The organism is Sphingobium sp. RS1 (assembly GCF_056156825.1).
This window is the reverse complement of record NZ_JBLZXE010000002.1, coordinates 527,835-553,262: the sequence shown is the minus strand read 5'-3', so window position 1 is coordinate 553,262 and position 25,428 is coordinate 527,835. Positions and strand designations below refer to the sequence as shown.

The 25,428-nt window shown below is 64.4% G+C and carries 19 protein-coding genes and 1 pseudogene; 4 read left to right on the top strand and 16 right to left on the bottom strand.

Features of this window, described 5'->3' with window-relative positions:
• Positions 1-3 precede the first annotated feature (3 nt).
• Entirely contained in the window at positions 4-612 is a 609-nt protein-coding gene (locus ACNHGR_RS04290; protein ID WP_475284249.1) for a glutathione S-transferase family protein, read from the top strand.
• An 18-nt stretch (positions 613-630) separates the two neighbouring features.
• Here ACNHGR_RS04290 and trxA read toward each other — a convergent pair whose 3' ends face one another.
• The 9 genes from trxA to ACNHGR_RS04245 form a co-directional block, all read right to left on the bottom strand.
• Positions 631-957, bottom strand: a complete 327-nt coding sequence (trxA, locus tag ACNHGR_RS04285) for a thioredoxin TrxA (RefSeq protein ID WP_327196607.1) — start codon at positions 955-957, stop codon at positions 631-633.
• A gap of 54 nt (positions 958-1,011) precedes the next feature.
• On the bottom strand, positions 1,012-4,419 hold the full coding sequence (gene addA, locus ACNHGR_RS04280; RefSeq protein WP_475284248.1) for a double-strand break repair helicase AddA: 3,408 nt from the start codon (positions 4,417-4,419) through the stop codon (positions 1,012-1,014).
• Complete coding sequence (gene addB, locus ACNHGR_RS04275; RefSeq protein ID WP_475284247.1) at positions 4,400-7,369, bottom strand: double-strand break repair protein AddB; 2,970 nt, start codon at positions 7,367-7,369, stop codon at positions 4,400-4,402. Before addB ends, addA begins: the two co-directional genes overlap by 20 nt.
• Positions 7,362-8,072: a nucleotidyltransferase family protein gene (locus ACNHGR_RS04270; RefSeq protein ID WP_475284246.1), complete on the bottom strand. Its 711-nt coding sequence runs from the start codon at positions 8,070-8,072 to the stop codon at positions 7,362-7,364. The genes addB and ACNHGR_RS04270 overlap by 8 nt, the downstream gene beginning before the upstream one ends.
• The gene (locus tag ACNHGR_RS04265; RefSeq protein ID WP_475284245.1) at positions 8,069-9,055 is read right to left on the bottom strand and encodes an aminoglycoside phosphotransferase family protein; all 987 of its coding nucleotides are present in this window, start codon (positions 9,053-9,055) and stop codon (positions 8,069-8,071) included. Before ACNHGR_RS04265 ends, ACNHGR_RS04270 begins: the two co-directional genes overlap by 4 nt.
• Complete coding sequence (gene tsaE, locus ACNHGR_RS04260; RefSeq protein WP_475288318.1) at positions 9,052-9,495, bottom strand: tRNA (adenosine(37)-N6)-threonylcarbamoyltransferase complex ATPase subunit type 1 TsaE; 444 nt, start codon at positions 9,493-9,495, stop codon at positions 9,052-9,054. The genes ACNHGR_RS04265 and tsaE overlap by 4 nt, the downstream gene beginning before the upstream one ends.
• A gap of 7 nt (positions 9,496-9,502) precedes the next feature.
• A complete protein-coding gene (locus ACNHGR_RS04255) occupies positions 9,503-11,851 on the bottom strand; it encodes a PAS-domain containing protein (protein ID WP_475284244.1) in 2,349 nt (782 codons plus the stop codon).
• Positions 11,852-12,000: 149 nt separating this feature from the next.
• Positions 12,001-13,419: an adenosylhomocysteinase gene (gene ahcY, locus ACNHGR_RS04250; protein ID WP_184264929.1), complete on the bottom strand. Its 1,419-nt coding sequence runs from the start codon at positions 13,417-13,419 to the stop codon at positions 12,001-12,003.
• A 129-nt stretch (positions 13,420-13,548) separates the two neighbouring features.
• Complete coding sequence (locus tag ACNHGR_RS04245) at positions 13,549-14,109, bottom strand: YqgE/AlgH family protein (RefSeq protein WP_475284243.1); 561 nt, start codon at positions 14,107-14,109, stop codon at positions 13,549-13,551.
• A gap of 143 nt (positions 14,110-14,252) precedes the next feature.
• Between ACNHGR_RS04245 and ACNHGR_RS04240 the strand changes: the two genes are divergently transcribed.
• Positions 14,253-14,735: a peroxiredoxin family protein gene (locus ACNHGR_RS04240; protein WP_184264925.1), complete on the top strand. Its 483-nt coding sequence runs from the start codon at positions 14,253-14,255 to the stop codon at positions 14,733-14,735.
• Positions 14,736-14,827: 92 nt separating this feature from the next.
• Positions 14,828-16,282: an AMP nucleosidase gene (locus tag ACNHGR_RS04235; RefSeq protein WP_475284242.1), complete on the top strand. Its 1,455-nt coding sequence runs from the start codon at positions 14,828-14,830 to the stop codon at positions 16,280-16,282.
• Here ACNHGR_RS04235 and ACNHGR_RS04230 read toward each other — a convergent pair.
• Genes ACNHGR_RS04230 through ACNHGR_RS04210 form a run of 5 tightly spaced genes read right to left on the bottom strand, consistent with a single transcriptional unit; the run spans position 16,279 to position 21,819 of the window.
• Complete coding sequence (locus ACNHGR_RS04230; RefSeq protein WP_184264921.1) at positions 16,279-17,427, bottom strand: GGDEF domain-containing protein; 1,149 nt, start codon at positions 17,425-17,427, stop codon at positions 16,279-16,281. The two genes, ACNHGR_RS04235 and ACNHGR_RS04230, sit on opposite strands and share 4 nt — an antisense overlap.
• A gap of 31 nt (positions 17,428-17,458) precedes the next feature.
• Positions 17,459-19,291, bottom strand: a complete 1,833-nt coding sequence (locus ACNHGR_RS04225; RefSeq protein WP_475284241.1) for a M2 family metallopeptidase — start codon at positions 19,289-19,291, stop codon at positions 17,459-17,461.
• 54 nt (positions 19,292-19,345) lie between these two features.
• Complete coding sequence (locus ACNHGR_RS04220; RefSeq protein ID WP_475284240.1) at positions 19,346-20,107, bottom strand: alpha/beta fold hydrolase; 762 nt, start codon at positions 20,105-20,107, stop codon at positions 19,346-19,348.
• Between the two features lie 44 nt (positions 20,108-20,151).
• Positions 20,152-20,784 carry a DUF2238 domain-containing protein gene (locus ACNHGR_RS04215; protein WP_475284239.1) on the bottom strand — a complete coding sequence of 211 codons (633 nt, stop codon included), beginning with the start codon at positions 20,782-20,784 and terminating at the stop codon, positions 20,152-20,154.
• Positions 20,785-20,793: 9 nt separating this feature from the next.
• Complete coding sequence (locus ACNHGR_RS04210) at positions 20,794-21,819, bottom strand: aspartate-semialdehyde dehydrogenase (RefSeq protein WP_475284238.1); 1,026 nt, start codon at positions 21,817-21,819, stop codon at positions 20,794-20,796.
• Positions 21,820-21,995: 176 nt separating this feature from the next.
• Between ACNHGR_RS04210 and ACNHGR_RS04205 the strand changes: the two genes are divergently transcribed.
• Positions 21,996-22,706, top strand: coding sequence for a class I SAM-dependent methyltransferase (locus tag ACNHGR_RS04205; protein ID WP_475284237.1), 711 nt, complete (start codon positions 21,996-21,998; stop codon positions 22,704-22,706).
• A gap of 9 nt (positions 22,707-22,715) precedes the next feature.
• Here ACNHGR_RS04205 and ACNHGR_RS04200 read toward each other — a convergent pair whose 3' ends face one another.
• Together ACNHGR_RS04200 and ACNHGR_RS04195 are read right to left on the bottom strand one after the other, a co-directional pair.
• Positions 22,716-24,962 carry a S9 family peptidase gene (locus tag ACNHGR_RS04200; RefSeq protein WP_475284236.1) on the bottom strand — a complete coding sequence of 749 codons (2,247 nt, stop codon included), beginning with the start codon at positions 24,960-24,962 and terminating at the stop codon, positions 22,716-22,718.
• 178 nt (positions 24,963-25,140) lie between these two features.
• A pseudogene (locus ACNHGR_RS04195) lies at positions 25,141-25,297 on the bottom strand (IS5/IS1182 family transposase); the annotation flags it as partial.
• Positions 25,298-25,428 lie beyond the last annotated feature (131 nt).

The following is a 25,428-nucleotide window of genomic DNA, read 5'->3' as shown; positions in this document are numbered from 1 at the left end:
GATATGCTGACGATCTGGGGCCGATTGAACTCGCATAATGTGAAGAAGGTAGCCTGGTTCGCCGACGAAATCGGCCTCCCCTACGTCCGCCATGACGTCGGCGGCAAATTTGGCATGAGTGCCGATTATCTGGCGAAAAACCCCAACAGGCTGATCCCCACGATCGAGGATGGCGACGTCACCCTGTGGGAATCCAACGCGATCCTGCGCTATCTGGCGGCGCGCTACGCCCCTGTCCTCTGGCCGATCGACCCGGCGGAGCGGGCACAGGGGGACAAGTGGATGGACTGGCAATTCAGCTTTGCGGACGCCCAGCGCGACGCTTTCCTGCAACTTGTCCGCATCTCACCCGAACAACGAGACGGGCAATTGTTGGCGGCATCGGCAGCAGCGTCCGGAGCGGCGATGCGGATATTGGACCGCACACTTGCGGTGCAGCCCTGGCTGTCAGGTGTCTCCTTCGGTGTCGCAGACGTGCCGATGGGCGTCTACGCCCACAGCTTTTTCACGCTCGACATGGAGCGGCCCGACGTGCCGCATGTGCGCGCATGGTATGACCGGCTGCGCACCCGGCCGGCCTATGCCCAATCGGTGATGATCCCGCTGACATAGGCCGACACGCTCAGCCGCTTACAGGACGCTTTCGATCCAGCCCTTGAGCGCGCTCTTGGGTGCGGCGCCGACCTTGGTCGCGGCCGCTTCGCCATTCTTGAACAGGATCATCGTCGGGATGCCGCGCACGCCATACTGGCCGGGTGCATCGGGATTTTCGTCGATGTTGATCTTGGCGATGGTGACCTTGTCGGCCAGCTCCTCGGAGATTTCCTCCAGGGCCGGGCCGATCATCTTGCACGGGCCGCACCATTCGGCCCAGAAGTCGACGAGCACGGGCTTGTCGCTGTTGATGACGTCGTCCTTGAAGCTGAGGTCGGTAACTGCCTTGGTGGCCATTGCAATAAACTCCTTTGCGTTGGTCGATATCTAGGATGGGCGCGCATGCGGCTCAACGGGTCAGAGCGGCAAATTCTCCTGCGCGGGGGCAAAGCCCGGCTTGTGCGCCGCCAGCAGGCTGGCCGGCAGCGGAATGAAGCGCGGCGCACTGGTATAGAGCAGCCCCGCCTCGATCGCCCGGTCGGGGAAGATCACGGCCAGCGCCGCGGCATAGGCGGCCATCTGCCGGATATGCGGGGTCGGCACGTCTGCCAGCGTCAGCGGCGCGACCCGCCCGGTCTTGAAATCGACCAGCTGGATGCGATCGGGGCCGATGCACAGCCGATCGACGGTGCCGGCAATCACCGCCTCCCCCACCACGGCCGCGATCGGCGCTTCGGCCAGCGCATCGGGGCCGAACAAGGCGGCGAAGTCCGGCGCTTCGATCACCCGCAACGCCTGATCGATGACGTCATGGCGCTGAGCGGCATCGGCGACGCCCTGCTGCACCAGCCAGCGATCGGCCGCATCCCGTCGCCGATCCACCTGCAGGTCAGGCAGCCGCTCGAACAGGGCATGGAGCCAGCGCCCCCGCTCGGCCGCCGCGCGCATCGCCGGGGTCGGCGGCGGATAGGGCACGTCATCCTCGACCGGCGCGGATGGCGCCAGCGGTCGGGGCGGACGCGCTTCGGCGGGTGCAGGCTGGCGCAGCCATGACGGTTCGATAATGGTAACGGCTTCGGCCACGCTTTCCGGTTCGGCGGCCCTGGGCGGCAGGACTTCGCTGCCCTGCCAGCGCCGTGCCTGGCCCCAGAGCGGATCAACCTCCCATTCCGCACCCAGCGAGATCATCGCCCCTTCGACGGCGGCATACCAGCTTTCACTCTTCACCTCGCCCTTGGCGCGGGGGCCGAGCGATCCGGCAACGATCAGCCTCTCCTCCGCGCGGGTCAGCGCGACATAGAGCAGCCGCCAATGCTCCTCTTTATCAACCTGCGCCGCCGCTTCGGCCACGACGCCGATCGGACCCTGCCGTTCCGGCTTGCGCGGGGCGAGGATCGGCAACCCGTTCCACACCAGCGAATCCGCGCGGTTGCCGGCATCGGGGTCCAGGCAGGCGTCGGCCAAAATGACGATCGGCGCCTGTAGCCCCTTGGCGCCATGCACGGTCAGCAGGCGCAGATTATCCCCCTGCGCCGCCGCATCGCGCACGATTTCCACCTCGCCCCGGTCGAACCAGTCGATGAAGCGCTGGAGCGAGGGATGATCGTCGCTTTCGAAGGCTAGCGCCGCGTTCAGCAGTTCCTCGATCGGATCGGCCGCCTCGCTGCCCAGTCGCTCTACCAGCCGCCGCCGCCCATCCATTGGCCCGGACAGGATCGCCTCCAGATAACGATATGGGGTGGTGAAGTCGGCCACCGCCAGCAGGTCGCGCAAAGGCTGCAACAGCCTGTCGTCCAACGTCCGGTTGAGATGCCGCCACAGCCCGGCCTTGCGCCCGATCAGGCGTGTCATCAACTCATCCTGCGTCCAGCCGATCAGCGGTGACACCAGCAACGCGGCGAGGTTCAGTTCATCCTCCGGCTGTACCGCGAAGCGCAACGCCGCCAGCAGGTCGCGCACCGCCAGCGGGCTGTTCAGCCGTAGCCGGTCAATCCCCGCGACCGCCACCTTCTCCTCATAGAGGCGCGCGACGATCAGCCGCGCCAGTTCGCTGCGGCGGCGCACCAGGATCATGATGTCGCCCGCGCGCACCGGCCGCCCCCGGCTTTCCAGCATCAGCCCGTCATCGATCCACTGCCTGATCTGCCGGGCGATCCGGGTCGCCAGCGTCCGCTCCCGATCGGCGGCCCAATCCTCCTCGCCCTCGGCATCCTCGGACAGGTTGGCGACCACCGGTTTCCATAATTGCACCTCGCCGGGATGGCGGTTCGCGCTGACATGGCGCACCTCGCTCGGCGCCATGCCCAGCTTCTGCGCAGTCAGCGTAGCGATGGTGCGATCCACCACGTCCAGCACGGCGGGCGTTGATCGGAAACTCTGGTCCAGCGACAGGTTGAAAAATTCATGCCCCGACTGGTCAGCATCCCGGTTGAACAACAGGCGAGCGGCTTCAAAATTGGCCGGGCTGGTGCCTTGAAAACCGAAGATCGCCTGCTTGAAGTCGCCGACGGTGAAGATGGTGCGAACCTTCTGGCTCGGTTCCCATTCGACCGCGAAAAACTCTTCCGCCAGTGTCCGCACGATGCGCCATTGCGCGGCATTGGTATCCTGCGCTTCGTCCACGAGAATATGGTCGATCCGCTGGTCCAGCTTGTAGCGAATCCATTCCGCGATGCCTGGCTGTTCCAACAGCGACGCCGCACGCGCGATCAGATCGTCGAAATCGACCGCACCCGCCAGCCGCTTGGCCTGCGCATAGTCGCGGGCATAAGCGCGCCCGGCATGCAGCGCTTGCGCCAGCAATGCAGCATAGTCAGCCCGCAGCTTCGTCGCGATCAGCGCGCCGCAGCGCTCATGCAACCGCGCTGTCATCTCGATATAGCCATCGACCGGAGGCACCCAGCCTTTGGCGTCGATCAGATCGCCGTCGGCCTTGGCCCAGGCACGATGCAGGTCGGTCAGCGTCGCCGCCCGTCCCGCCGGATCGAGCGCCCGCCACGCGGCGATCCGGTCACACCGCTCCAGCGCGCGGCTCTTGCCCCAGTCGACATTGGCCCGCACAATCCCGTCCAGCGTGCGCATGTCGAACATGCTGTCTGAACATTGTTCGGCAAGCCATTGATCGACATCGCCTTCCGGCAAATCCATCTGCACGTTCAGTTCCGGCCCGATGGCCTCGGGCAGCGCATCCAGCGCCTCGCCTTTGGCGGCGCAGCGCAGAAGAAATTGCTCCGCTCCGCTTTCACCTAGCCGCAGGCTCAGCGCCTGCAACGCCTCGATCAGCGCTTCGTCGCCCACATCATGCGCGCGCACCACCATGTCGGCCAGCGTCTGCCGCGCCAGACTGGATTGCTCACGCTGGTCGAGCGGGCGGAAGCCCGGCGTCAGTTCCGCTTCCAGTGGAAAGGCCGTCAATAATTGCTGACAAAAGCCATGGATGGTCTGGATGCGCAGGCCGCCGCCGGTCGATTCCAGCACTTCGGCGAACAGGCGCCGGGCATAGTCGCGCTGCTCCGGCCCGGATTCCTCGCCCAGCGCTTCCAGATCGTTGAACAGGTCGCGCTCGTCCATCTGCACCCATGCCGCCAACCGGTCATGGATACGATCGGCCATTTCCGCGGCACCGGCCTTGGTAAAGGTCAGGCACAGGATATTTTCCGGCTTCACCCCCTGAAGGAGCAGGCGGAAGACGCGGGCCGTCAGCACATGGGTCTTGCCGGTGCCGGCCGATGCCGACAGCCAGACATGCGCGTCGGGCGCGGCCGCCCGCGCCTGATCGCCCAGCAATTTTTGAAGCGCGCGTGCCTTAGCCATCGTCGCGGCCATACCATTCCTCCAGCCGCATCAGCTGGTCATAATCGCCATAATTGGCGACTTCCGGGTTGATCTCCGCGCGGAACGGCACGGTGCCCAGCAGGAAGCCATTGGCCAGTGCCTCGAAATGCTCATGGGCATGGGCGGTAAATTCATCGGTGACGACCTTGTCCCGCTTGCCCAGCGGATCGACCGGCCGCTCGCGATAGCCGAACTGATCGCCCTTCTTGGCGAGCGACCAATATTCGAAGTCGCCTGCTTTCGGCTGCGATCCCAGCCCGTCGAACCCGCCCAACTCGGCGATGATGCCGAGCAGTCCGAGTTGCAACGAATAGCCCGCCTTCACCTGCCGCGCGCTCGGCGGCTTGCCGGTCTTATAGTCGATGATGCCGATGCGACCATCGGCCAGCCGGTCGATCCGGTCCGCCTTGCCCATCAGCGTCACGCCGGCAATGTCGGCCCGCCCTTCCCGCTCGACGGCCAGGATGGTGCGCCCCTCCGTCTTGTCCTTCACCACCTCCGCCGCGATCCAGCGTATCGCCTCGATCAGGCGGGGTTGCCACAGTGCCTTGAGCAGCGGATGCACCTCCGGCTGGTCGAACATGGCACGGGCGCGCTGCTCCAGATCGGCCGGGTCCAGCGTTCCCGCTTCGGCCCAGCGTTGCAGTACATCATGCACCGCCGTCCCGCGCCAGGCCGGCCCGGCATCGGCATCGACCGGGTCGAGCCGCGCCAGCCGCAGGACGCGCTTGGCATAAAAGGCGAAGGGATCGGCCTTCAGGCGATCGACATCGGTCACCGGAATGACGCGCGGCCGCACCGATGCAGGGGGCGCCGGCGCTGGCCGCTCGGCCGGCCGATGCACGCCCGGCGCGTCGATCGTCCGCGCCAGCGCCGCATAACGGTCGCCCGATTTCCATTGCGGCCCGGCCATCGCCTTCAGCCGCAGCCAGAAGCGCGAGGCAACCGCCGGCCCGCCGCTTCCCCGCCGGGCGCGGGTGATGAGGACATGCGGCGCACCCAGCGCACTGGCGAAATCATGCGCGGCAAGCCCGATGCGCGTTTCCAGCCCCGGCAGCCCCAGTTCGCGCCGGATGCGCGGCGCCAGCCATGGGTCGGGCGACGGCAGGCCGGGCCAGGTACCTTCGTTGAGGCCGCCCAGGATCATGAGGTCCGCCTGCATCAGCCGCGCCTCGATCAAGCCCAATATGCTGATACGCGGATGCCCGCCCTGCGGCGGCCGCACGGATACGCCGCCCAGCATATGATCGAGCAACACCGGCAGCGCGCGCGGGTCGGCCTGACGCGGGCCTTCGGGCGCCGCCGCCTCCATTTCCGCGAACAGGTCGGCGGCGGCGTGCCCCTGATGCCCGGACCAGACGGCATCACCCGACAGTGCGCCCGCCTGTTCGCGCAGCGCCGCCATCTGTCCGCCAAGGTCGATCGCGACATCGAAAGCCGTTTCCAGCGGCTCCAGCAATGCCCGCGCCTCCGGCCACCATGCGCTGACCTGTTCGCGCAAGACCCGCTGACGATCGTCCATGCGGGGGTGCATCATCAGGTCGATGCCGTGCAGCCCCGCCTGCGGGCGCGGCCCACGCAGCAACAGGTCAAGCGCGCGCACGCCCTCCAGCCAGCCCAGACGCCGCTCCCCCTTCATCACCAGCGGATGCTTCAGCAGCGTCAGCAATGGCACAGGGGCAAATCGTTCCGCCACCGCCTCCGCCATGGCGATTAACAATGTGCCGGGTAGTAGTCGGGACAAAGGCTGCCCCGCGCTGTCGTCGGCCTCTATGCCCCATCGCCGCAGATGGGCCGACACGCGCGTCGCCAGTTGCCGGTCGGGCGTCACCAGCGCGGCGGTCCGTTCCGGCGTATCGAGCGCCTCCCGCAAAGCGATGGCAATCGCCTGCGCCTCCTCGCCCGGCGTGGCCACCTCCAGCGCTTCCACCCCGGCCAGCGACCGGTCGGCGGTTTTGAGGTCGCGCCAGCGGCTCGTCAGCTTCGGCGGCAGCATCGCGTTGGAGATATTGCGGCTGCGCACCGCCCGCGCGTCATGCTCGCTGCCCCAGCGCCAGTTGGCGACATCCTCGCGCGTGACGCTCATCGCATCGAGCAGCAATTTCAGCGCATATTGCGGATGGCTTTCATGGCCCGGCCGGCGCTGGCCGGACAGGGGATCGGGATCGAACGGACCGATCGCCTTCCACGCTTCCTCGTCCATATGCTGATCGAGGCCGGCAAACACCACCATGCCGTTGGGCATGGCCCCGATCCGGCGCAGCAGCGCGGCCACAGCCGGCGCGGTGGTGGAAATGCCGGCTGCGACCACAAAGCCCGCCGGCGGATGCACGGCCCAGCGCGCAGTCAGCCGGTCGAACAGCCGATTGCGACGGTCCGCCAGATCGATGCCGCCCGTGCGCGCCAGTTCATCGGGCCAGCGCGCAATCAAGATTTCGAATACCCTGAGCGACGTCTGCCAATGTTTTGACAGCTCTTCGGACAGCGGCAGGTCGCGCAGCGCGCTCGGTGCCACGCGCTCCACCTGCATCTGGTCCAGCACCGCGCCCAGCGCCTGTCCCAGCAGCAGCGCCTGCCCGGCGTCGATCTCCGGTTTTGCCTGCTGCACCATGCGCGCCAGGATCATCTGCCTGCGCATCGGCGCGATCGCGGGTGGCACCGCCTCCTCCTCGCCCAGCGGGTCGAGCGCGCCGCCCACCTGTTCGCCAAGGTCAGGATCGCCGATCGCCACCAGCCGGGGCAGCAGCAGCCCGCCGCCGGACTGGCGCACGAAGGCGTCGCTGACCGCGCGGATCGCGCGATTGTTCGGCAACAACACCATGCCCTGCGCCAACGCCATGGCATCGCCGCGATGCTGGGCCAGCAGTCCTGCCACCAGCGCGTCGGCAAAGGCGCGGTGCGCGGGAATGGTGAACAAGGCGGGTTTGCTGCGCTCACCCATGAGCGAGCATCGACTCCACGACGGGAATGGCCTGCGGCGTACCGACGTCGAACCACAGGCCCTGATGCGACACGCCATACAGGCGCCCAGCCTCGATCGCGCGGTTCCAGAAGATATTGGTGGAAAACACATCGCCCGGCGGATCGACCAGTATTTTCGGCGTCATGATCTGAACGCCGGTAAAAACGAAGGGCGCAACATGGGCGGTTTTGCGCCGGGTCAGCCGCCCGGTCGCATCCATATGAAAATCGCCCGGCCCCTTGTGGCAGGTTGCGCGCGCCAATGGCACCAGCAGCAACAGCGCGTCCATCTTGTCCGGGTTCCAGATGCGCTGCATCATGCCCAGCGTTTCCTGCGGCCCGTCGATCCACAGATTGTCGCTATTGGCGCAGATGAAGGGCTTGTCGCCCAGCAGCGGTTTCGCCTGGATCAGGCCGCCACCGGTTTCCAGCAGTTTCGCCCGCTCATCCGACACGGCAAAGTCCAGCCCGCATTTACGCGCCTTCAGATGCGCTTCCACCGTGTCGGCGAGATAATGGACATTCACCACCACCTTGCTGATCCCGCCCGCCTCCAGCCGGTCGAGCGCATGGTCCATCAGCGGCTTGCCCGCCACCTTGACCAGCGGCTTGGGCCGGGTCGCGGTCAACGGGCGCATGCGCTTGCCCAGCCCGGCGGCCATCAGCATGGCGGTGTCGATCATGCGGGGATATGCTCCTCCAGCGCCTGATGGCGCTTGTCGGCGGGAATGTTGGCAGCGAACCAGTCGGCGACGGGCGCCAGTGCCGGATGCGTGAGGTCGCGTTCCAGCAGCCCCCACATGCGCGGCAGGAAAGACAGGTAGCGCGGCTTGCCATCCCGCTTCCAAAGGCGCGTGAAGATGCCGATAATCTTGGCGTTGCGCTGCGCGCCCAGCACGGCATAGGCGGCGTCGAAATCGGCGGGCGGACTGGCAACCGCCTTGTAATGGGCCAGCATCGCCGCTTCCACCCCCGCCGGCACGTCCCGCCGGGCATCCTGTAACAGCGACACAAGATCATAGGCCGGATGGCCAGCCAGCGCGTCCTGAAAATCAAGCAGGCCAAGGCCGTGCGAGGCCGGCCCGTCGATCAGCATGATATTTTCGGCATGATAATCGCGCAGCACCGTCACGGTCGGGCTGGCCGACTGTTCCACGATCGGCAGCACCGCATCCCATGCCCGCACATAGGCGTCGGCATCGACGTCCAGCCCGATCGCCGGGCAATACCATTCGGTCAGCAGCCCGGCCTCACGCTGATAGACCGCCCGGTCATAGGGCGGCACATCGGCGGCGGGCAGCCTGTGCAGGTCGGCCAGCAGGTCGATCGCGCGAGCGTAGACGGCCAGTTCCGTATCCGGCGCGGCGTCCAGATGCTCCTTCACCCGCAGGTCGCCGAAATCCTCGATCAGCACCAGCCCCTGCTCCAGGTCGCGGGCCAATATGCGCGGCGCGGCGAAGCCGTCGGCCAGCAGATGTTCGGCAATGGCGATGAAGGGGCGGGGATCTTCATGCGGCGGCGGCGCATCCATCAGCACGGCACGACGGCCGCCGTCGAGCACCCGGAAATAGCGGCGGAACGAAGCGTCACCAGCCAGCGGGACGATCGCTGCCCCATCCCATCCCGCGTCGGCGAGGAAGGCGGGCGCGGTGGCGGGGGGGATCATATCTGTGACCATCGCTCCGTCCAAGCGTCCGGCACGGCCGCTGTCAAGCGCCGCGCACCATCTTCCGCAAAGTCGATGGTGAGGCGCAGCGCATGAGGCCACAGCCCATCGCCCAGCCGGTCGGGCCATTCGATGATAAGCAGGCTGTCCATCAGATAATCGCCCAGCGCCAGTTCCTCGGCCTCTTCGGGATCATCCAGCCGATAGAGATCGACATGGGCGACCGGCAGGCGCACGTCCGGCACGTCATAGGGCTGGACGATGGCAAAGCTCGGGCTTGGCGCCTCGCCTTCCAGCCCCAGCGCTTCCAATATGCCGCGGGCCAGAGTCGTCTTGCCCGCGCCCAGCCCGCCTTCCAGCGCAATGACGTCGCCGATCCGGGCATGCACCGCGATCCTCCGGCCCAGGTCCAGCATCGCCGCCTCACCGTTCAACGCCATGACTGCCTCAGCCACGCGGCAACTCGATCACGGCCATCGTCCCCTGCCCGGCTTCCGACACCAGTTGCAATGTGCCGCCATGCGCTTCGGCCAGTTGGCGCGCGAGCGGCAGGCCGATACCGGCGCGCCCGCCATTGCGCGCCTGCCCGGCACGCACGGCCGGGTCGAAGATGGCCGCCTGCTGCGACGCGGTGATGCCGGGGCCATTGTCGGACACGACGATCCTTGCCTTTTCCCCGGTCCCGTCGCCGTGCAGCAGGATGCGCGCGCCCTTTCCGCAATAGCGGATGGCGTTTTCCAGCAGATGATCGATCGCCTGACTGATCCGTCGTGCGTCACCCTCCACCGCGCCCAGACTGTCCTTCAGCGCCACTTCAATCTCTATGCCCTTGGCCGTGGCGTCCGCCTTCACCCGCCCAGCGCAATCCCGCACCACCGTCTTCAGGTCGACCCGTGCGCGCTCGATGGGCAGCGTGCCGACTTCGCCCTGGGTCAGGTCCAGCACATTGTCGATCAGCATCGACAGCCGCGCCGTGCTTTGCAGGATGCCGTCGACATAGCCCTTTGCCGACTCGCTGAGGTCGCCGGCATAGCCAGCGCTCATCATCTCGGCAAAACCGGATATGGTGGTCAGCGGGGTGCGCAACTCATAACTCATATTGGTGACGAAGGCGGTCTTGACCTTGTCCGCCTGCTCCAGCGCTTCGTTCCGGTCGCGCAGCACCTGCTCGACCCGGCGGCTGTCGGTGACGTCCAGCATGGTGAAGAGCGCGTTGCCGTCCGGCAGAGGGATGGCGGCAAATTCGAAGATGCGTCCATCGGCAAAGCCGACATGGCCGATCCGCTGCTTGCGCTCGACCGTGGCGGCGCGCACCAGTTCGCGCACCAGATTGGCTTGTTGCGGCTTGGCGAGTTGCGCCTGCACCGCCCGCATCAGGTCATCGATGCGCGGATGGCCGGCGAGCAGATCCTCGCTCGCGCCCCAGATGGTGCGGAACCGGCTGTTCCACATCTGGAGCTTGCCGTCGGACGAAAAGACGCCGATCGATTCGAACAGATTGTCGAAGGTCGCAGTGCGGACCCGCAGCAATGTGTCGCGGGCGCTGGACAATTGCACCTGCTCGGTCCGATCCTCGAAGATCAGCAGCAGGCCGCCATCCGGCAAGGGCTGGGCATAGACGCGCAGATGCGTGCCATCCTGCAACAGCCAATTCTCTTCCAGCGGATTGGGCGACAGGAACCATTGCCGCCGTTCACCGCGCCATGCAGGAAAGTCGCGATGTTCGGGAATGCGGCGCGCGTCACGCATCTGGTCCAGCACCCGTTCGAACAGCGGCGCATCGGTCAGCGCGTCCTGCCGCAAGCCGAACAGGCTGATGAAGGGCTGGTTCCAGAATCGCAATGCCCGATCCGGACCAAAGCGTGCCACGCCGGCGGACAGCCGGTCGAGCAAATCGCGCTGCGCCGCCTCCAGCCGCCGATGCTCCGTCCGCGCCTGCTCCAGTTCATGCTGGTCGACCGCATAGCCGGCCACGCCGGCAGCGCCCAGCGGTACGTCGACGACTCGCATCGTGCGTCTTTCGCCGTCGATCGTCGCCGGGACCATGCGTTCGATGGGTTCATTACGCGCAACCGCGTCGGCGGCGGCCTCCTCGGGCGTCAGGCCCGCCACCGTTTCGACCAGTTCGGTGCCATGGGCAATCACATCGGCCGCGCCGGGGGCATCGACCGCGCGGACATAGGCGCTGTTGACCAGGCTGAGGCGCAGGTCCGGGGTGCGGTGCCACATCGGGAAGGGCGCGGCCTCGACCAGTCCGGCCAGCGCCTCCAGCGCCTCGCGCAATTGCTCGACATGGCCGCGCAGGGACTGGATTTCCGCCTGGCTGTCGGTTGCGTCGAAAATCCACAGGATGACCCCGCCACTGGCCGCGATCCCCGGACCGGCCGGCGCGCCGCGAACCAGCAGCAGGCGGGTCGATCCATGGCCGCGCACCGGCAGGGCAAAGCTTTTCCCCGCGCGCTGGGCCGAGGCGATCTCCTGCGCCAGCGCGGCGGCATCTTCCGGCTCCAGCCCGCCATCGGGCGCCGTCAGTTCGGAGGCGAAGGTCGGCACGCGCGGCTTGCCCAGCCATTTGGCCAGACGATCGGCCGCTTCCAGTCGCCCGTCGGGATGGATGATGATCGGCGCGGCGGGCGCCGACGCCAGCAACATGGTCAGCCGATCCAGCTTGCCTTGCGCCTGCGTACCCTCGCGGCGCATCCGCTGCCCGCTGAGCAGCGCCCACAGCGCCGCACCTAGCCAGCCGGCCAGCACCACGCCGAAGATGATCGCGGCATAAGGGGACAGTGTCGTCACGACATGCGCCCCTTGCGCGTCCTAGCCTGCCTGTCCCTGTTCATAAGCCGACCGGGCCTAAACCAGAACCGCCTGATGGCCAAGCCAAGCGCAAGAAAAAAGGGAGGCGTTGCCGCCTCCCTCTCATGTCCTTGCCTTACGGCATTCGCTTAGTAGCGGTAATGATCCGGCTTGAACGGGCCTTCCACGGGCACGCCGATATAATCGGCCTGCTTCTGGCTCAGCGTCGTCAGCTTCACGCCCAGCTTTTCCAGGTGCAGCGCGGCGACCTTCTCGTCCAGATGCTTGGGCAGGACATAGACGTCGTTGCTATAGGTTTCGCTCTTGGTCCACAGTTCGATCTGGGCGAGCGTCTGGTTGGTGAAGCTGGCCGACATCACGAAGCTGGGATGGCCGGTGGCGTTGCCGAGGTTCACCAGACGGCCCTTCGACAGGACGATGATCTTCTTGCCGTCGGGGAATTCGACTTCGTCGACCTGCGGCTTGATCTCGGTCCACTTCATGTTGGACAGGCCGGCGATTTCGATTTCGCTGTCGAAATGGCCGATGTTCGACACGATCGCCATATTCTTCATGGCGCGCATATGATCGACGGTCAGCACGCCTTCATTGCCGGTGGCGGTGACGAAAATGTCGGCACGCGGGGCGGCTTCTTCCATCGTCACGACTTCATAGCCTTCCATCGCGGCCTGAAGCGCGCAGATCGGATCGACTTCGGTCACGAGCACGCGGGCGCCGCCATTGCGCAGCGAGGCGGCCGAGCCCTTGCCGACGTCGCCGAAGCCGGCAACGCAGGCGACCTTGCCGGCCAGCATGACGTCGGTGCCGCGACGGATCGCGTCGACCAGCGATTCCTTGCAACCATAGAGGTTGTCGAACTTCGACTTGGTGACGCTGTCGTTCACGTTGATCGCGGGGAAAGGCAGCTTGCCCTTCTTCGACAGTTCATACAGACGATGCACGCCGGTGGTGGTTTCTTCCGACACGCCCTTGATCGACTGAACGGTCTTGGTCAGGAAACCGGGACGTTCGGCCAGAACGCGCTTCAGCACGGCGCAGAAGATTTCCTCTTCCTCGTTCGACGGCGTGAACAGTTCCTCGCCCGCCTCGACGCGCGCGCCCCACAGAGCGAACATGGTAGCGTCGCCACCATCGTCCAGGATCAGGTTGCACACGCCGCTGTCGTCATTGTGCCAGTCGAAGATGCGCTCGACATAGTCCCAATATTCCTGAAGGCTTTCACCCTTGATCGCGAAGACCGGCACGCCCGACGCGGCGATCGCGGCGGCGGCATGGTCCTGCGTGGAATAGATGTTGCAGGTCGCCCAGCGAACCTGAGCGCCCAGCGCGGTCAGCGTTTCGATCAGCACGGCGGTCTGGATCGTCATGTGCAGCGAACCGGTGATGCGCGCGCCCTTCAGCGGCTGCGACGCGCCGAATTCGGCGCGCAGGGCCATCAGGCCGGGCATTTCGGTTTCGGCGATCTCGATTTCCTTGCGACCAAAGGCGGCAAGGCCGATGTCGGCGATCACATAATCCTGCGCCTGGGTGGCGGGTGCGGTGGCCACGAACGTATCTCCGTCAGCTTAGAATGGGGCCTTGCCAGCCTCTCGACCGGCAAAGGCGATGGAATGCGCCTTACCAATGGCCGGCGCGCATGGCAACTTATATAAAGATTTCTTTATGTACCTTCGGCGTCAGGCCGATCCGGCTCCGGAGACGAGGTGCGAGGCATCCACCCCAGCGGATGCATAAGCGGCCGCCCATTTACGCCGGGTGGGAATATCGAACAGAAGGTCGGGGTCGCCATCGGCCAGGAACCAGCTATCGCCGGTCATTTCCTGCTCCAGCTGGCCCGCGCCCCAGCCAGCATAGCCCAGCGCCACCAGATAGCGGCTCGGCCCCCGCCCTTGCGCAATCGCCTTCAATATGTCGAGCGACCCTGACAGGCCCCAACGGCCGCCGACCTGCACCATGTCCTGCCCACCCCAGTCGAGCGAATGGAGCACGAAGCCGCGGCGCGGTTCGACCGGCCCGCCCCGCAGCACCGGTATGTCGGGCACCTCGCTCCCGTCGATGTCGAAGCTTTCCAGCAGTTCGCGGAAACTTACCCCTTCTATTTCCTCGCCCACGGCGATGCCGAGCGCACCATTTTCGTCATGGACGCACAATGCCACGACGGAATGATCGAACCGAGTGTCGGCCATGCCGGGCAAGGCGAGCAGGAAATGCCCGCCATAGAAGCGCGTTTCAGTCATGGCTCGAATATAGAGGGCCGCGCAGCCTTGCCAAGGACGCGCGTCGCATGTGCGAGGCGGCGTGACATATTCATGGGGCCAAGTCTTGACAGGAAAGGCCCCAGCGCCGACCTCCCGCCCGTCACAAGGCCAGGAGACAGACCATGACCATTTCCAAGGGCGATCGCCTTCCCAGCACCACCTTCACCAAGATGACCGAAAACGGCCCCGAAGCCGTGCCGTCCGACGATTATTTCGCCGGCAAGACCGTCGCCATCTTCTCCGTCCCCGGCGCCTTCACCCCGACCTGTTCGGCCAAACACCTGCCGGGCTTCATCGACAAGAGCGAAGCCTTGAAGGCGAAGGGCGTGGACGAAATCGCCTGCACCGCCGTCAACGACGCCTTTGTGATGGGCGCTTGGGGCAAATCGGCCGGTGCCGAGGGCAAGGTGACGATGCTCGCCGACGGCAATGCCGATTTCGCGCAGGCGGTGGGCCTGACCATGGACGGCAGCAAGTTCGGCCTTGGCACCCGCGGCCAGCGTTTCTCGATGATCGTCAAGGACGGCGTCGTGGAAGAACTGAACGTCGAAGCACCGGGCGACTTCAAGGTGTCCTCGGCCGACTATATGCTCGAACAGCTCTGATATTCTGCGATTGCGCAGCGGATTTTAAGTCCGCTGCGCAATCAACACTGTGGCGTCTTCCTTCCGTCACGCAAAGGCGGTAACAGGGGGCGATGACACAAAGCATCGGCAGCAAGGCGGTCGCGCAGCTCGACCAGATTTATCAGACATCCATCGAAACTTTGCGGGAAGCGATGCGGGCCTATGCCCGCGACGGCAGCGTCCCGCCGCCGGAGGCCAAGGCTGACCGGCGATATTGCTATCCCGAGCTGCGGATCATCTATCATGGCGACAGCGACGCGCCGCCGCCGGGCCGCTCCTTCGCGCGCCTGTCCAAGCCCGGCCGCTATGTCACCACCGTCACCCGCCCGTCGATGTTCGCGGACTATCTCGCCGAACAGATCGACCTGCTCGTCCGCGACTATGGCGTGGAGGTGGAAACGGGCCTCAGCGACCAGCAGATCCCCTTCCCCTATGTGCTGGACGGCCTCGACATCAATGCGCTGGACGGCACCCCGCCGACCGAACTGGCCCGCCATTTCCCCGCCACCGAACTGGCGGAAATTGGCGACGAGATCGCCGACGGCCTGTTCATGCCGGATGTCGATGGCGACCGGCCACTCGCCCTGTTCGATGGCCTGCGCACCGACTTCTCGCTCGCACGCCTGAAACATTATACCGGCACGCCGGCCGAACATGTCCAGCGCTACATATTGTTCACCAACTATCATCGCTATGTCGATGAATTCGTGGCGTGGGCCTGCGCCGAACTCCAGCGCGAAGGCAGCCGCTATACTGCCCTGTCCGGCGCCGGCGGCGTCTATGTGACGCCCGAAACCGCTGATCCCGCCCGCATGATCGCCGACAGCGCGTGGCGTCGGCACCAGATGCCCGCTTATCATCTGATCGCGCCCGACCGCAGCGGCATCACGTTGGTCAATATCGGCGTCGGCCCGTCCAACGCGAAAACGATCTGCGATCACCTCGCCGTCGTCCGTCCCGAGGCCTGGCTCATGATCGGCCATTGCGGCGGCCTGCGCCCCAGTCAGCGGATCGGCGACTATGTGCTGGCCCATGCCTATCTGCGCGACGATCATGTGCTGGACGAAATGCTGCCGCCCGAAATTCCGGTGCCGGCCATCGCCGAAGTGCAGGTCGCCATGGCGCAGGCCGCCGAAGCCGTGCTGGGCAAGGGCGATCCGGAGGATTTCAAGCGTCGCCTGCGCACCGGCACGGTCGTCACCACCGACGATCGCAACTGGGAATTGCGTTATTCCAGTTCGGCCCTCCGGTTCAGCCTGTCGCGCGCGGTCGGCATCGACATGGAATCGGCCACGATCGCCGCGCAGGGTTATCGCTTCCGCGTCCCCTACGGCACGCTGCTGTGCGTGTCGGACAAGCCGATCCATGGGGAACTGAAGTTGCCGGGGCAGGCCAACCGCTTTTATGAGGAAGCGATTGCCAGCCATTTGCGCGTCGGCCTCATGACCTGCGAACTGCTGCGTGAGGAAGGCGCGAAGCTACACAGCCGCAAGCTGCGCGCTTTCAACGAGCCGCCTTTCCGTTAAGCGGCGGCGCGCCAGATGCTGATGCGGTCCTTGCCGTCCTTCTTGGCGGTATAGAGCGCCGCATCGGCCCGCGCGACCATGTCCTCCAGTTGCTGATCGGCCGCGACCAGTTCCGCCACGCCGAAACTGGCGCGCAGGCCTGCATCGGGTACGCCGGGCAGCGCCAGATGCGCTACCTCGGCGCGCACCCGCTCCATCACATCGGCAGCCGCATTGGCGGGGGTATCCATCAGGAGCAGCCCGAATTCGTCGCCGCCCATGCGCCCCACCACATCGCCGCGCCGCACCGCGCTCGTCAGCAATCCTGCAAAGCCACGCAGCGCCTGATCGCCGGCAATATGGCCATGTCCGTCATTCAGCGCCTTGAACCCGTCCAGATCGCAGACCACCAGCGCCAGCGGCCGCTTGTGCCGGCGGGCCTGGGCAATGGCCTGCGCCGCTGCCTCATCCAGCCCCCGGCGGTTGAGCACCTGCGTCAGCGGGTCATGGCGCATCTGCGTGCGCAATTGCTCGGCCAGATCACCCGCCACGACCAGCACGGCGGTGACGGCGGTGGCAACATAGGTGGTCGGCGTGAAGATGCTGAAGATCAGGCGATACAGGTCTTTGCCGATTTCCGGACCCTGGATCATCATCGCGGCACCAGCCAGCGCCAGCTGGTTGACCACGAAGATCAACAGCGCCACGAAAAAAGCCAGCTCAGGCGGGGTGAAGCGGCGCCCCTTGGGCCAGAGCGAAACGGCACTCACCGCCAGCAGCACGCCGACATAGGCCGGGATGATGAGGCCCTGCATGATCTGACTGCCGACCGGGCCGATGGCGAATGCCATGGCCGCTATGACGATGGCGGCTGGCGCTGCAAAGCCGGCGAGGCGCAACGGTTTGCCGCATCGCTGGCGCACACCGATCGCCAGTAACGATCCGCTGATAATCAGGCCGATGCCGGTCATGATGAACCAGAAGGGGCTTTTCAGGAAGAAGCCGCCGGCATTGGCCATCCATTGCAACATGCCGACCGCATAGGAGGCGGTCCATGTCAGCACATGCTTCTGTCGCCCGAAATGGGCCCACGCCACGGCCAGCGCGACCGTCATCACGGTCGCCGTGCCAAAGAGCAGCGAAAGAAGAATGGCTGGCGCGTTCATGCGCCAGCCGCTTATCAATCTTTACGCAGACTTACCAGCCGCAAGACTTGCCTTTATTCTGTTGAACCAACCACTTCTGCAATGGTGCGAAATAATTGACCAGCGCCTTGCCCGACATTTCACGGCTGCCGGTGAAGGCTTGCAGCGCGTCGGGCCAGGGCTTTGACGCGCCCATCTTCAACATGGCATCAAGTTTCGCGCCTACCGCCTTGTTTCCATAGAAGGAACAACGGTGGAGCGGCCCCTTCCAGCCGGCCTGCTTGCATGCGGCTTCGTAGAATTGGAACTGCAACACCCGCGCCAGGAAGTAACGGGTATAAGGCGTATTGCCGGGGATATGATATTTGCCGCCGGCATCGAACTTCGTCTCGTCGCGGGACACAGGCGGAACGATGCCCTGATATTGGCGGCGCAGGTCGGTCCAGCTCTTTTCATACTGGCTTTCGGGAATCGACCCATCGAACACGCCCCAGCGCCATTTGTCGATCAGCAGGCCGAACGGCAGGAAGGCGACCTTGTCCATCGCCTGCCGCAGCAACAGGCCCAGATCCTTGTCCGCACCCGGCACCTTGGCGGGGTCCAGCAGGCCGATCTTCACCAGATAGTCGGGCGTGATCGACAGCGCGACGAAATCGCCGATCGCCTCGTGGAAGCCGTCATTGGCGCCATCCAGATAGAGCGGCTTCTGGATCTGATAGGCGCGCTGATAATAATTATGGCCCAGCTCATGATGGATGGTGACGAAATCGTCGCCATTCACCTTGGTGCACATCTTGATGCGGATGTCGTTCTTGTTGTCCAGATCCCAGGCCGAGGCATGGCAGATCACTTCGCGGTCAGCAGGCTTCACGATCTGCGACCGGTCCCAGAAGCTCTGCGGCAGCGGGTCGAAGCCGAGCGAACTGTAGAAGCCCTCGCCCGCCTTCACCATCTTGACCGGGTCATAGCCCTTTGTCTTGAGCAGGTCGGTCGTATCGAAGCCCAGGTCGCCCGCGCCCGTCGGCGCCACGACGTCATAGATATTGCCCCATTCCTGCGCCCACATATTGCCCAGCAGGTCGGCGCGGATCGGGCCGGTCTTGGCCTGCACTGCATCGCCATATTTCTCGTTCAGCTTGGTGCGGGTATAGCAATGCAGGTCGTCATAAAGCGGCTTCACCTCGGCCCAGATCTTGTCGGTCAGCTTGGCGAAATCATCGGCCGGCATGTCATATTTGGACCGCCACATCGCGCCGGTATCGGCAAAGCCCAATTCCTTCGACCCGGCATTGGCAATGCTCACCAGCTTGGCATAGTCGGTCCGCATCGGCGCGCCGACATTGTCGTGCCAACTGACCCACATTTCCTTCAATTCTTCGGGGTTGCGGTTTTCCCCCATCTGCTCTTCGATATCGCTGCCGTTGATCGGTTGGCCCTTCAGCGTCCCCTTGCCCTTGCCGTAGGTGGACTGAAGTTTCGTTGCGAGATCGTTGAGTTCTTCGGCCGCGCCCGGCGTGGTCGGCGCGGGCAGCGTCAGCGCGGTGCGCAGCAGCGTCAGCCGGCGCTTGGTTTCCTCGCTAAGCCCCGGCGCGGTCGCATATTTCGCCGCCTCCAGCGCATAGTCCACACGCTGTTTGGTATCGATCGCACCGAAATAGGATGCGATCGCGTCGGTATCATCGGTGATATAGGTCGCGTTGATCCATGCCGCGCGCCCGCTGATGATCGACTGGTCGAACAGCGCCTTCTCCGCCTTCGCCAGAAAAGCATCGGCCTCGGCTGCGGTGGGGGCCGCAGTGGAGGCAGCGGCGGGCGCCTGCTGCGCCAGCACCGGCGAAGCAACGAGCGCGGCCGCAAGCGCGGCCATGGAAATAGCGATTTTCATGAGTTTCCCCCTGATCGGTTTATGAGGGGAAAGTGACTTGCCCGGGCGATACAGTCAAGCGGTCAGGAAATCGACCATCGCCTGCCCCAATTCCTTGCGGGTGACGGCGTTCATATGATTGCCCGGTATCTCGACATAGCGCCCGTTCGGCAAAGTGTCGGCCAGTTCCTGCGCAATGCCATTATCCTGGTCGTCGGCCCCGCAAATAATTTCGGTCGGCTGCTGGAAGCCGGCAATCGTCGCTTCATCGGTATCCACGAAGGTATTGAGGATATGCAGCATCGCCACCGGATCGCCCTTGGTGGTCTTCAGGAACGCCTCGGTCATCCATTCGGATGTGCCCCGTTCGAACGTGCCGAGGTTGGTCAGCACATTTTTGTAATAACCGCCCTTGTCGAGCGTCTTGGTCAGCCCGCGCAGGCCCATGCCCGCCAGGATGACACGACGTGGGCTGGCGCCGCGCGCCAGCATCCGCACCGTCGTCCGCGCGCCCAGCGAATAACCGCCCAGATCATAGTCGGTCAGGCCCATCTGCTCGACCAGCGCCAGATTATCGTCGGTCAGCGCATCGGGCGGATAGGCGGCGGCGTCATGCGGCTTGGCGCTTTCGCCATGGCCGCGCAGGTCCGGCAGGATCAGGCGGAACCCGGCCTCCACCAGCTTCGCCGCATGGCCATAGCGAATCCAGTTGGTGAAGGCGTTGGAGAAATAGCCGTGGATCAGGACCAGATCGCGCCCTTGCCCGACCACATGCACCGCGATCGGCAGCCCGTCACGCCCGTTGATATCATGGCGTTCGATATTGAGGTCGGTCATCGGGGCAAATCCTTATCGGGCGGCAATGCCCCGCCGATATGGCGTCATCCCCGGCGGCGCAAGAGCGCGATCACCGCCAGCGTCGCGCCGATCTGCGCGACAGCCATATCCTTTTGCGCGTCCCAGACGTCGCCTTGCTGCCCGTTATAATAATCGGCCGTCTCCCCGGCCGCGATGATGGTCAGCAGCCATTCGAATATCTCGTAGAGCGCGTTGCCCAGCCCAATGGTGGCAAAGGCGAAGGCCAGGCTCCATCGCCACGGCATATGGTGCCGCGCGCCTTCCGCGACCGGCAGCGTCAGCAATGCCCCGAAGGCAAAATGGACCAGCCGGTCATAGCCGTTGCGGGTCGCGCCGAAGAGGCTGGAAAGACCATGCCCGCTGATCGCCCGCGCCCAGTCATCATAGGGCACATGGCTGTAGATCCAGCGCGCACCCAAAGTGTGCAGCAGCAGGAACAGCCAGATGCAGCCGACAGCGGCATTGGAAAGCGGCCAGCGCCGCAGCAGCCAGGGCGCGGCAAGGATCAGCGCGATCGTCGGTCCATGCTGGAGCGGCGCGAGATCGGGAAAGGGTTGCGCGATATTGGCCAGCCCAACGGCGGCCAGCAACAGCGCGATCATCCGGCGCTGCGCGACAGGAAGAGCCTTCCACATCGCCACAACGCCGGAGATCATAAGCGGGCCTTAGCCCTTTTTGAGGTGGCGACGGCCCAGCAGTTCGGCGATCTGCACCGCGTTCAGCGCCGCGCCCTTGCGCAGATTGTCGCTGACGCACCACAGGTTCAGGCCGTTCTCGATCGTCGAATCTTCACGGACGCGGCTGATGAAGGTCGCGAAATCGCCAACGCACTCGATCGGCGTGATGTAGCCGCCATCTTCGCGCTTATCGACCAGCATGATGCCCGGCGCTTCACGCAGGATGTTCTGTGCTTCTTCCGCCGACAGTTCATTCTCGAACTCGATGTTGATCGATTCCGAATGGCCGACGAACACCGGCACGCGTACGCAGGTTGCCGTGACCTTCACCTTGGGATCGAGGATCTTCTTGGTTTCCGCGACCATCTTCCATTCTTCCTTGGTCGAACCATCGTCCAGGAACACGTCGATGTGCGGGATCACGTTGAAGGCGATCTGCTTGGTAAACTTCTTCGGCTCGGCCGGATCGCCGACGAAGATGTTGCGGCTCTGCTCGAACAGTTCGTCCATGCCCGCCTTGCCCGCGCCCGATACCGACTGGTAGGTCGACACGACGACGCGCTTGATCGTCGCGGCGTCATGCAGCGGCTTGAGCGCTACGACCATCTGCGCGGTCGAGCAGTTCGGGTTCGCGATGATGTTCTTCTTCGTATAGCCGTCGATCGCATCCGGGTTCACTTCGGGCACGATCAACGGCACGTCCGGGTCCATGCGATAGAGCGACGAATTGTCGATCACGATGCAGCCGGCCGCTGCCGCCTTGGGCGCATATTCGGCCGTCGGGCCGCTGCCTGCCGCGAACAGGGCGATGTCCCAACCGCTGAAGTCGAAATGCTCAATATTTTTGCATTTTAGAATCTTGCCCGTCTCACCGAACTCGATGTCGGTGCCGGTGGACCGGGGCGATGCGACCGCCGCGATCTCGTCAATAGGGAACTCGCGTTCGGCGAGAATGGTCAACATCTCGCGGCCCACATTACCGGTGGCACCAACGACGACGACCTTGTAACCCATGACTAAAGTCTCCACTCCAATGCAAATCTTGCGGAGTGCGCGCCATAGCGATACTGCGGCGTTTGTCCAGAAAGAAGGGCTTGTCGAGCAGAAAGCGCATGGATTGCCACCATGGCATCGCGCCGTTACGAAACGCCCTACCCGTCCCCCAGATCAAAAACGGAATTGACGCCCTGATGCCGTCCGACACGCTGCCGCCTCTTCCTGCCCATTGGTTTCACAGCTTCTCCTTTCCCGACGGCATGCGGGCCGACGGCGTCAAGCCTCTGGAATCGCTACTAGAAGAAGCAGACCAAATCTTTACCGAGCCGCTCGCGGGCAAGCGCGTGCTGGACATTGGCGCATGGGACGGCTTCTTTTCCTTCCAGGCGGAACAGCGCGGTGCGGCGGAGGTGCTGGCCACCGATCATTTCTGCTGGTCGGGCCAGGGTTGGGGCGACAAGCGCGGCTTCGATCATGCTCATGCCCGTTTCGGGTCGAAGGTTCGCTCGCTCGACCTCAACGTGGCGGATCATCGCGTCGATGACCTGGGGCAATTCGATACGGTACTGCTGCTTGGCGTCCTCTATCATGTCACCGATCCCTATCGCACGCTGGAGGCCGCTGCTGCCATGAGCCGCGATCATCTGGTGATCGAGACGGTGACGGCATTGCGCCATGAACCCGTGCCCGCGATGCGCCTGTTCACCGAACTGGAACTGGACCGCGACCCAACTAATTTCTGGGCGCCCAACATATTGGCGTTGCGCGAAATGTGCCAGCGGTTCGGCTATTCACGGTTTCAGGTGCTGCCCGAAACGCTGGACAATCAGGGGTGGCGCAAATGGGCCATGCCCTTCCGCCGCAAGGATCGCTATCGCCGGGCGATCTTCCACGCCTGGCGATAGCATCTCGCCTCATTTCTCGGCCGGACCACCTGCCTGTTCGGCCAGGAAATGCTCGATCGTCTTCCACAGATGCACACTGATGCCCGGCCCACCGACGCGATGGGTCTGGCCGGGATAGGCCATCATCTCGAACGGCACGGCCGCACCCTGCATCTTCGCCATCAGCGCGGTCGCATTGTCGAACACGACATTGTCGTCGGACATGCCATGGATCAACAGCAGCGGGTCCTTGATCCCGACCGATTCGTCCACTGCGCCTGATGCCGGATAGGCGCTGTCCTTCGCCTGCGGCTGGCCCAGATAGCGTTCGGTATAATGGGTGTCATAAAGCTGCCATTTGGTCACCGGCGCCCCGGCGACGGCGGCGGCGAACACGCCGGGCGCCTTTTCCAGCAGTTTCAGTGACATATAGCCGCCATAGGACCAGCCATAGGTGGCGATCCGCTTGGGATCGACAAAGGGCTGTGCCTTCAGCCATTCGACGCCCTTCAACTGGTCGTCCACCTCGACCGTGCCCATGGCATGATAGATATGGTCCTCGAACGCCTTGCCGCGATCGGGCGTGCCACGATTGTCGATCGCAAAGACGATCCAGCCCCGGTCGACGAGATACTGGTTCAGCGCCCCCGACCATGTATTCGTCACCTGACGCCCGCCACCCGGCCCGCCATAATGGATCATGAAGACGGGATAGCGTTTCCCCGGCTCCATCCTCGGCGTCATGATCTTGGTATAGAGCGTCGTGCCATCCGCCGCCTTCACCGTGCCGAAACTCGTCTTCACATGACCCGCGACATAGGGCGCATAGGGATGGCTGCCGGTCAGCGCATTTTGCGACAGCCATTGCAACTGCTTGCCGTCCTTGTCGGCCAGATAGACCTGCTTGGGCTGATCCGTGTTCTGCCGCGTCACCACGACCCTGGTGGCAGCGCCATCCATCACGGCATCATTCCACCAGCCCTGCTGCGTCAGCGCGCGCGCCTGCTCGGCCTTGCTCAGCGATGTCACATAAAGCTGCTGCTCCAGCGGGGTTTCCCGATTACCGGTGAAATAGACCAGCCCCCTGCCCCCATTTGCGCCCTCATCCACGCCCACCACATCGCGCACTTCCCACTCGCCGCTGGTCAGCGCGGTCCACCTCGTCCCGTTCACGCGATAAAGATGCCCATGGCCGCTCTTCTCCGACCACCAGAGGAAGCTGCCATCCTTGAGCGCATGGAAATTGTTCGACAGGTTGATCCAGCTTTTAGCGCTTTCGGTGAGAGCGATCTTCGCCTTGCCGGTGGCCGGATCGACCGCCAGCAGGTCGAGCCTCTTCTGGTCCCTGCTCTCGCGCTGCACATAAAGCGTTTTGCCGTCCTGCGACCAGTCGACGCGAGCAAGGTAGATGTCCTTGTCCGGACCCAGATCGACCTGCACCTGTCCCGACCCGTCCGGCTTCATCACGAACAGGTCGACAATGGCGTTGGGCGTACCGGCCGCGGGGTAGCGCTGCTGATAGACCTTCGTCCCCTCCCCGCCGATCGCCGTGCGGGTGACGATGCCGACCGGGCTTTCGTCCACCCGCGCCACCGCGATCCGCGCATCATCGGGCGACCACCAGTAACCGGTGCGCCTGTCCATTTCCTCCTGCGCGACGAACTCCGCCGTACCCCAGCTCAGCGTGTCGCTGGCGCCCTGCGTCAGTTGCCTTTCCTTGCCGCCGATCGGCTGGGTAAACAGGTTGCCGCCGCGCACGAAGGAAACATAGCCGCCCTTGGGGCTGACCACGCCATTCAGTTCACCGTCGGGCGTGTCGGTCAGGCGCGTAACCTTGCCATCCAGCGCGGCCAGATAGAGATCGCCATCGACCGGCACCAATATGCTCTTGCCGTCGGGCGACCAGTCATAGCTGGTGATGCCGGTGCTGCCCGCGACGCTCCGGTCGCGTTCGCGCTGCATCTTCTCCGCCTCGCTCAGTTCCGCGCCGCTGCCGGTCTTCCTAGAATCGACCAGCATCCGTTCCGCGCCGGTCCTGCTGTCGATCGCCCACAGATCGAGCCGTTCCTTCTCGTCAGCGCGCGGCTTCAGCAGCGTCACCAGCGATCCATCGGGCGACAATTTGAGCGCGCGGGGCTGCGGTCCGGCCAGATCGGGGCTGGCAAATACACGTTCCAGCGTCAGCTTTTGCGATTTTCCGTCCTGCGCCTGAGCCGACATTGCGGGGGTCAGCAGCAGCACGCCAAGCGCAGCGCCGCATTTCAGATAGGGGGGCATGATGATCCTTTCCGGTCGGCACGCTGACCGAGGTCGACCGGCGCGCCGCATGATGCCGCCGACTTAGCGCCTCGGATCAGAAAAGATCAATGCCGGGACATAATCTGTCCTGCTCCTCGCTCTGGAAGATGGCGGGTAGCGATCGGGCGCCGTTCCCTGAGGCGCTCCCGATGCGGTTGCGTCGTTTGTCGTATCTGACGGTCTTGTTCCGGAAGTTCCGCCCCGGGATGCAGGGCGTGATGCTCTTTTCCTGAAAGCATCGCGGAACCAGCGGGCGTCACAGCCACGATTAGCCAACAGCCATTATGCTTTGGGAACTCGACCAGCGTCGCGGCCACGCGCCCAAAATGTAGATGATCTGCAACCGCGACGAAACAACGCAATTGGCGCAGCGTGAACATCAATTCAATTTCAGTATCGTTGGCAATAATATTTGATTTAGTCAACATCGATGGGGGCCGCTACA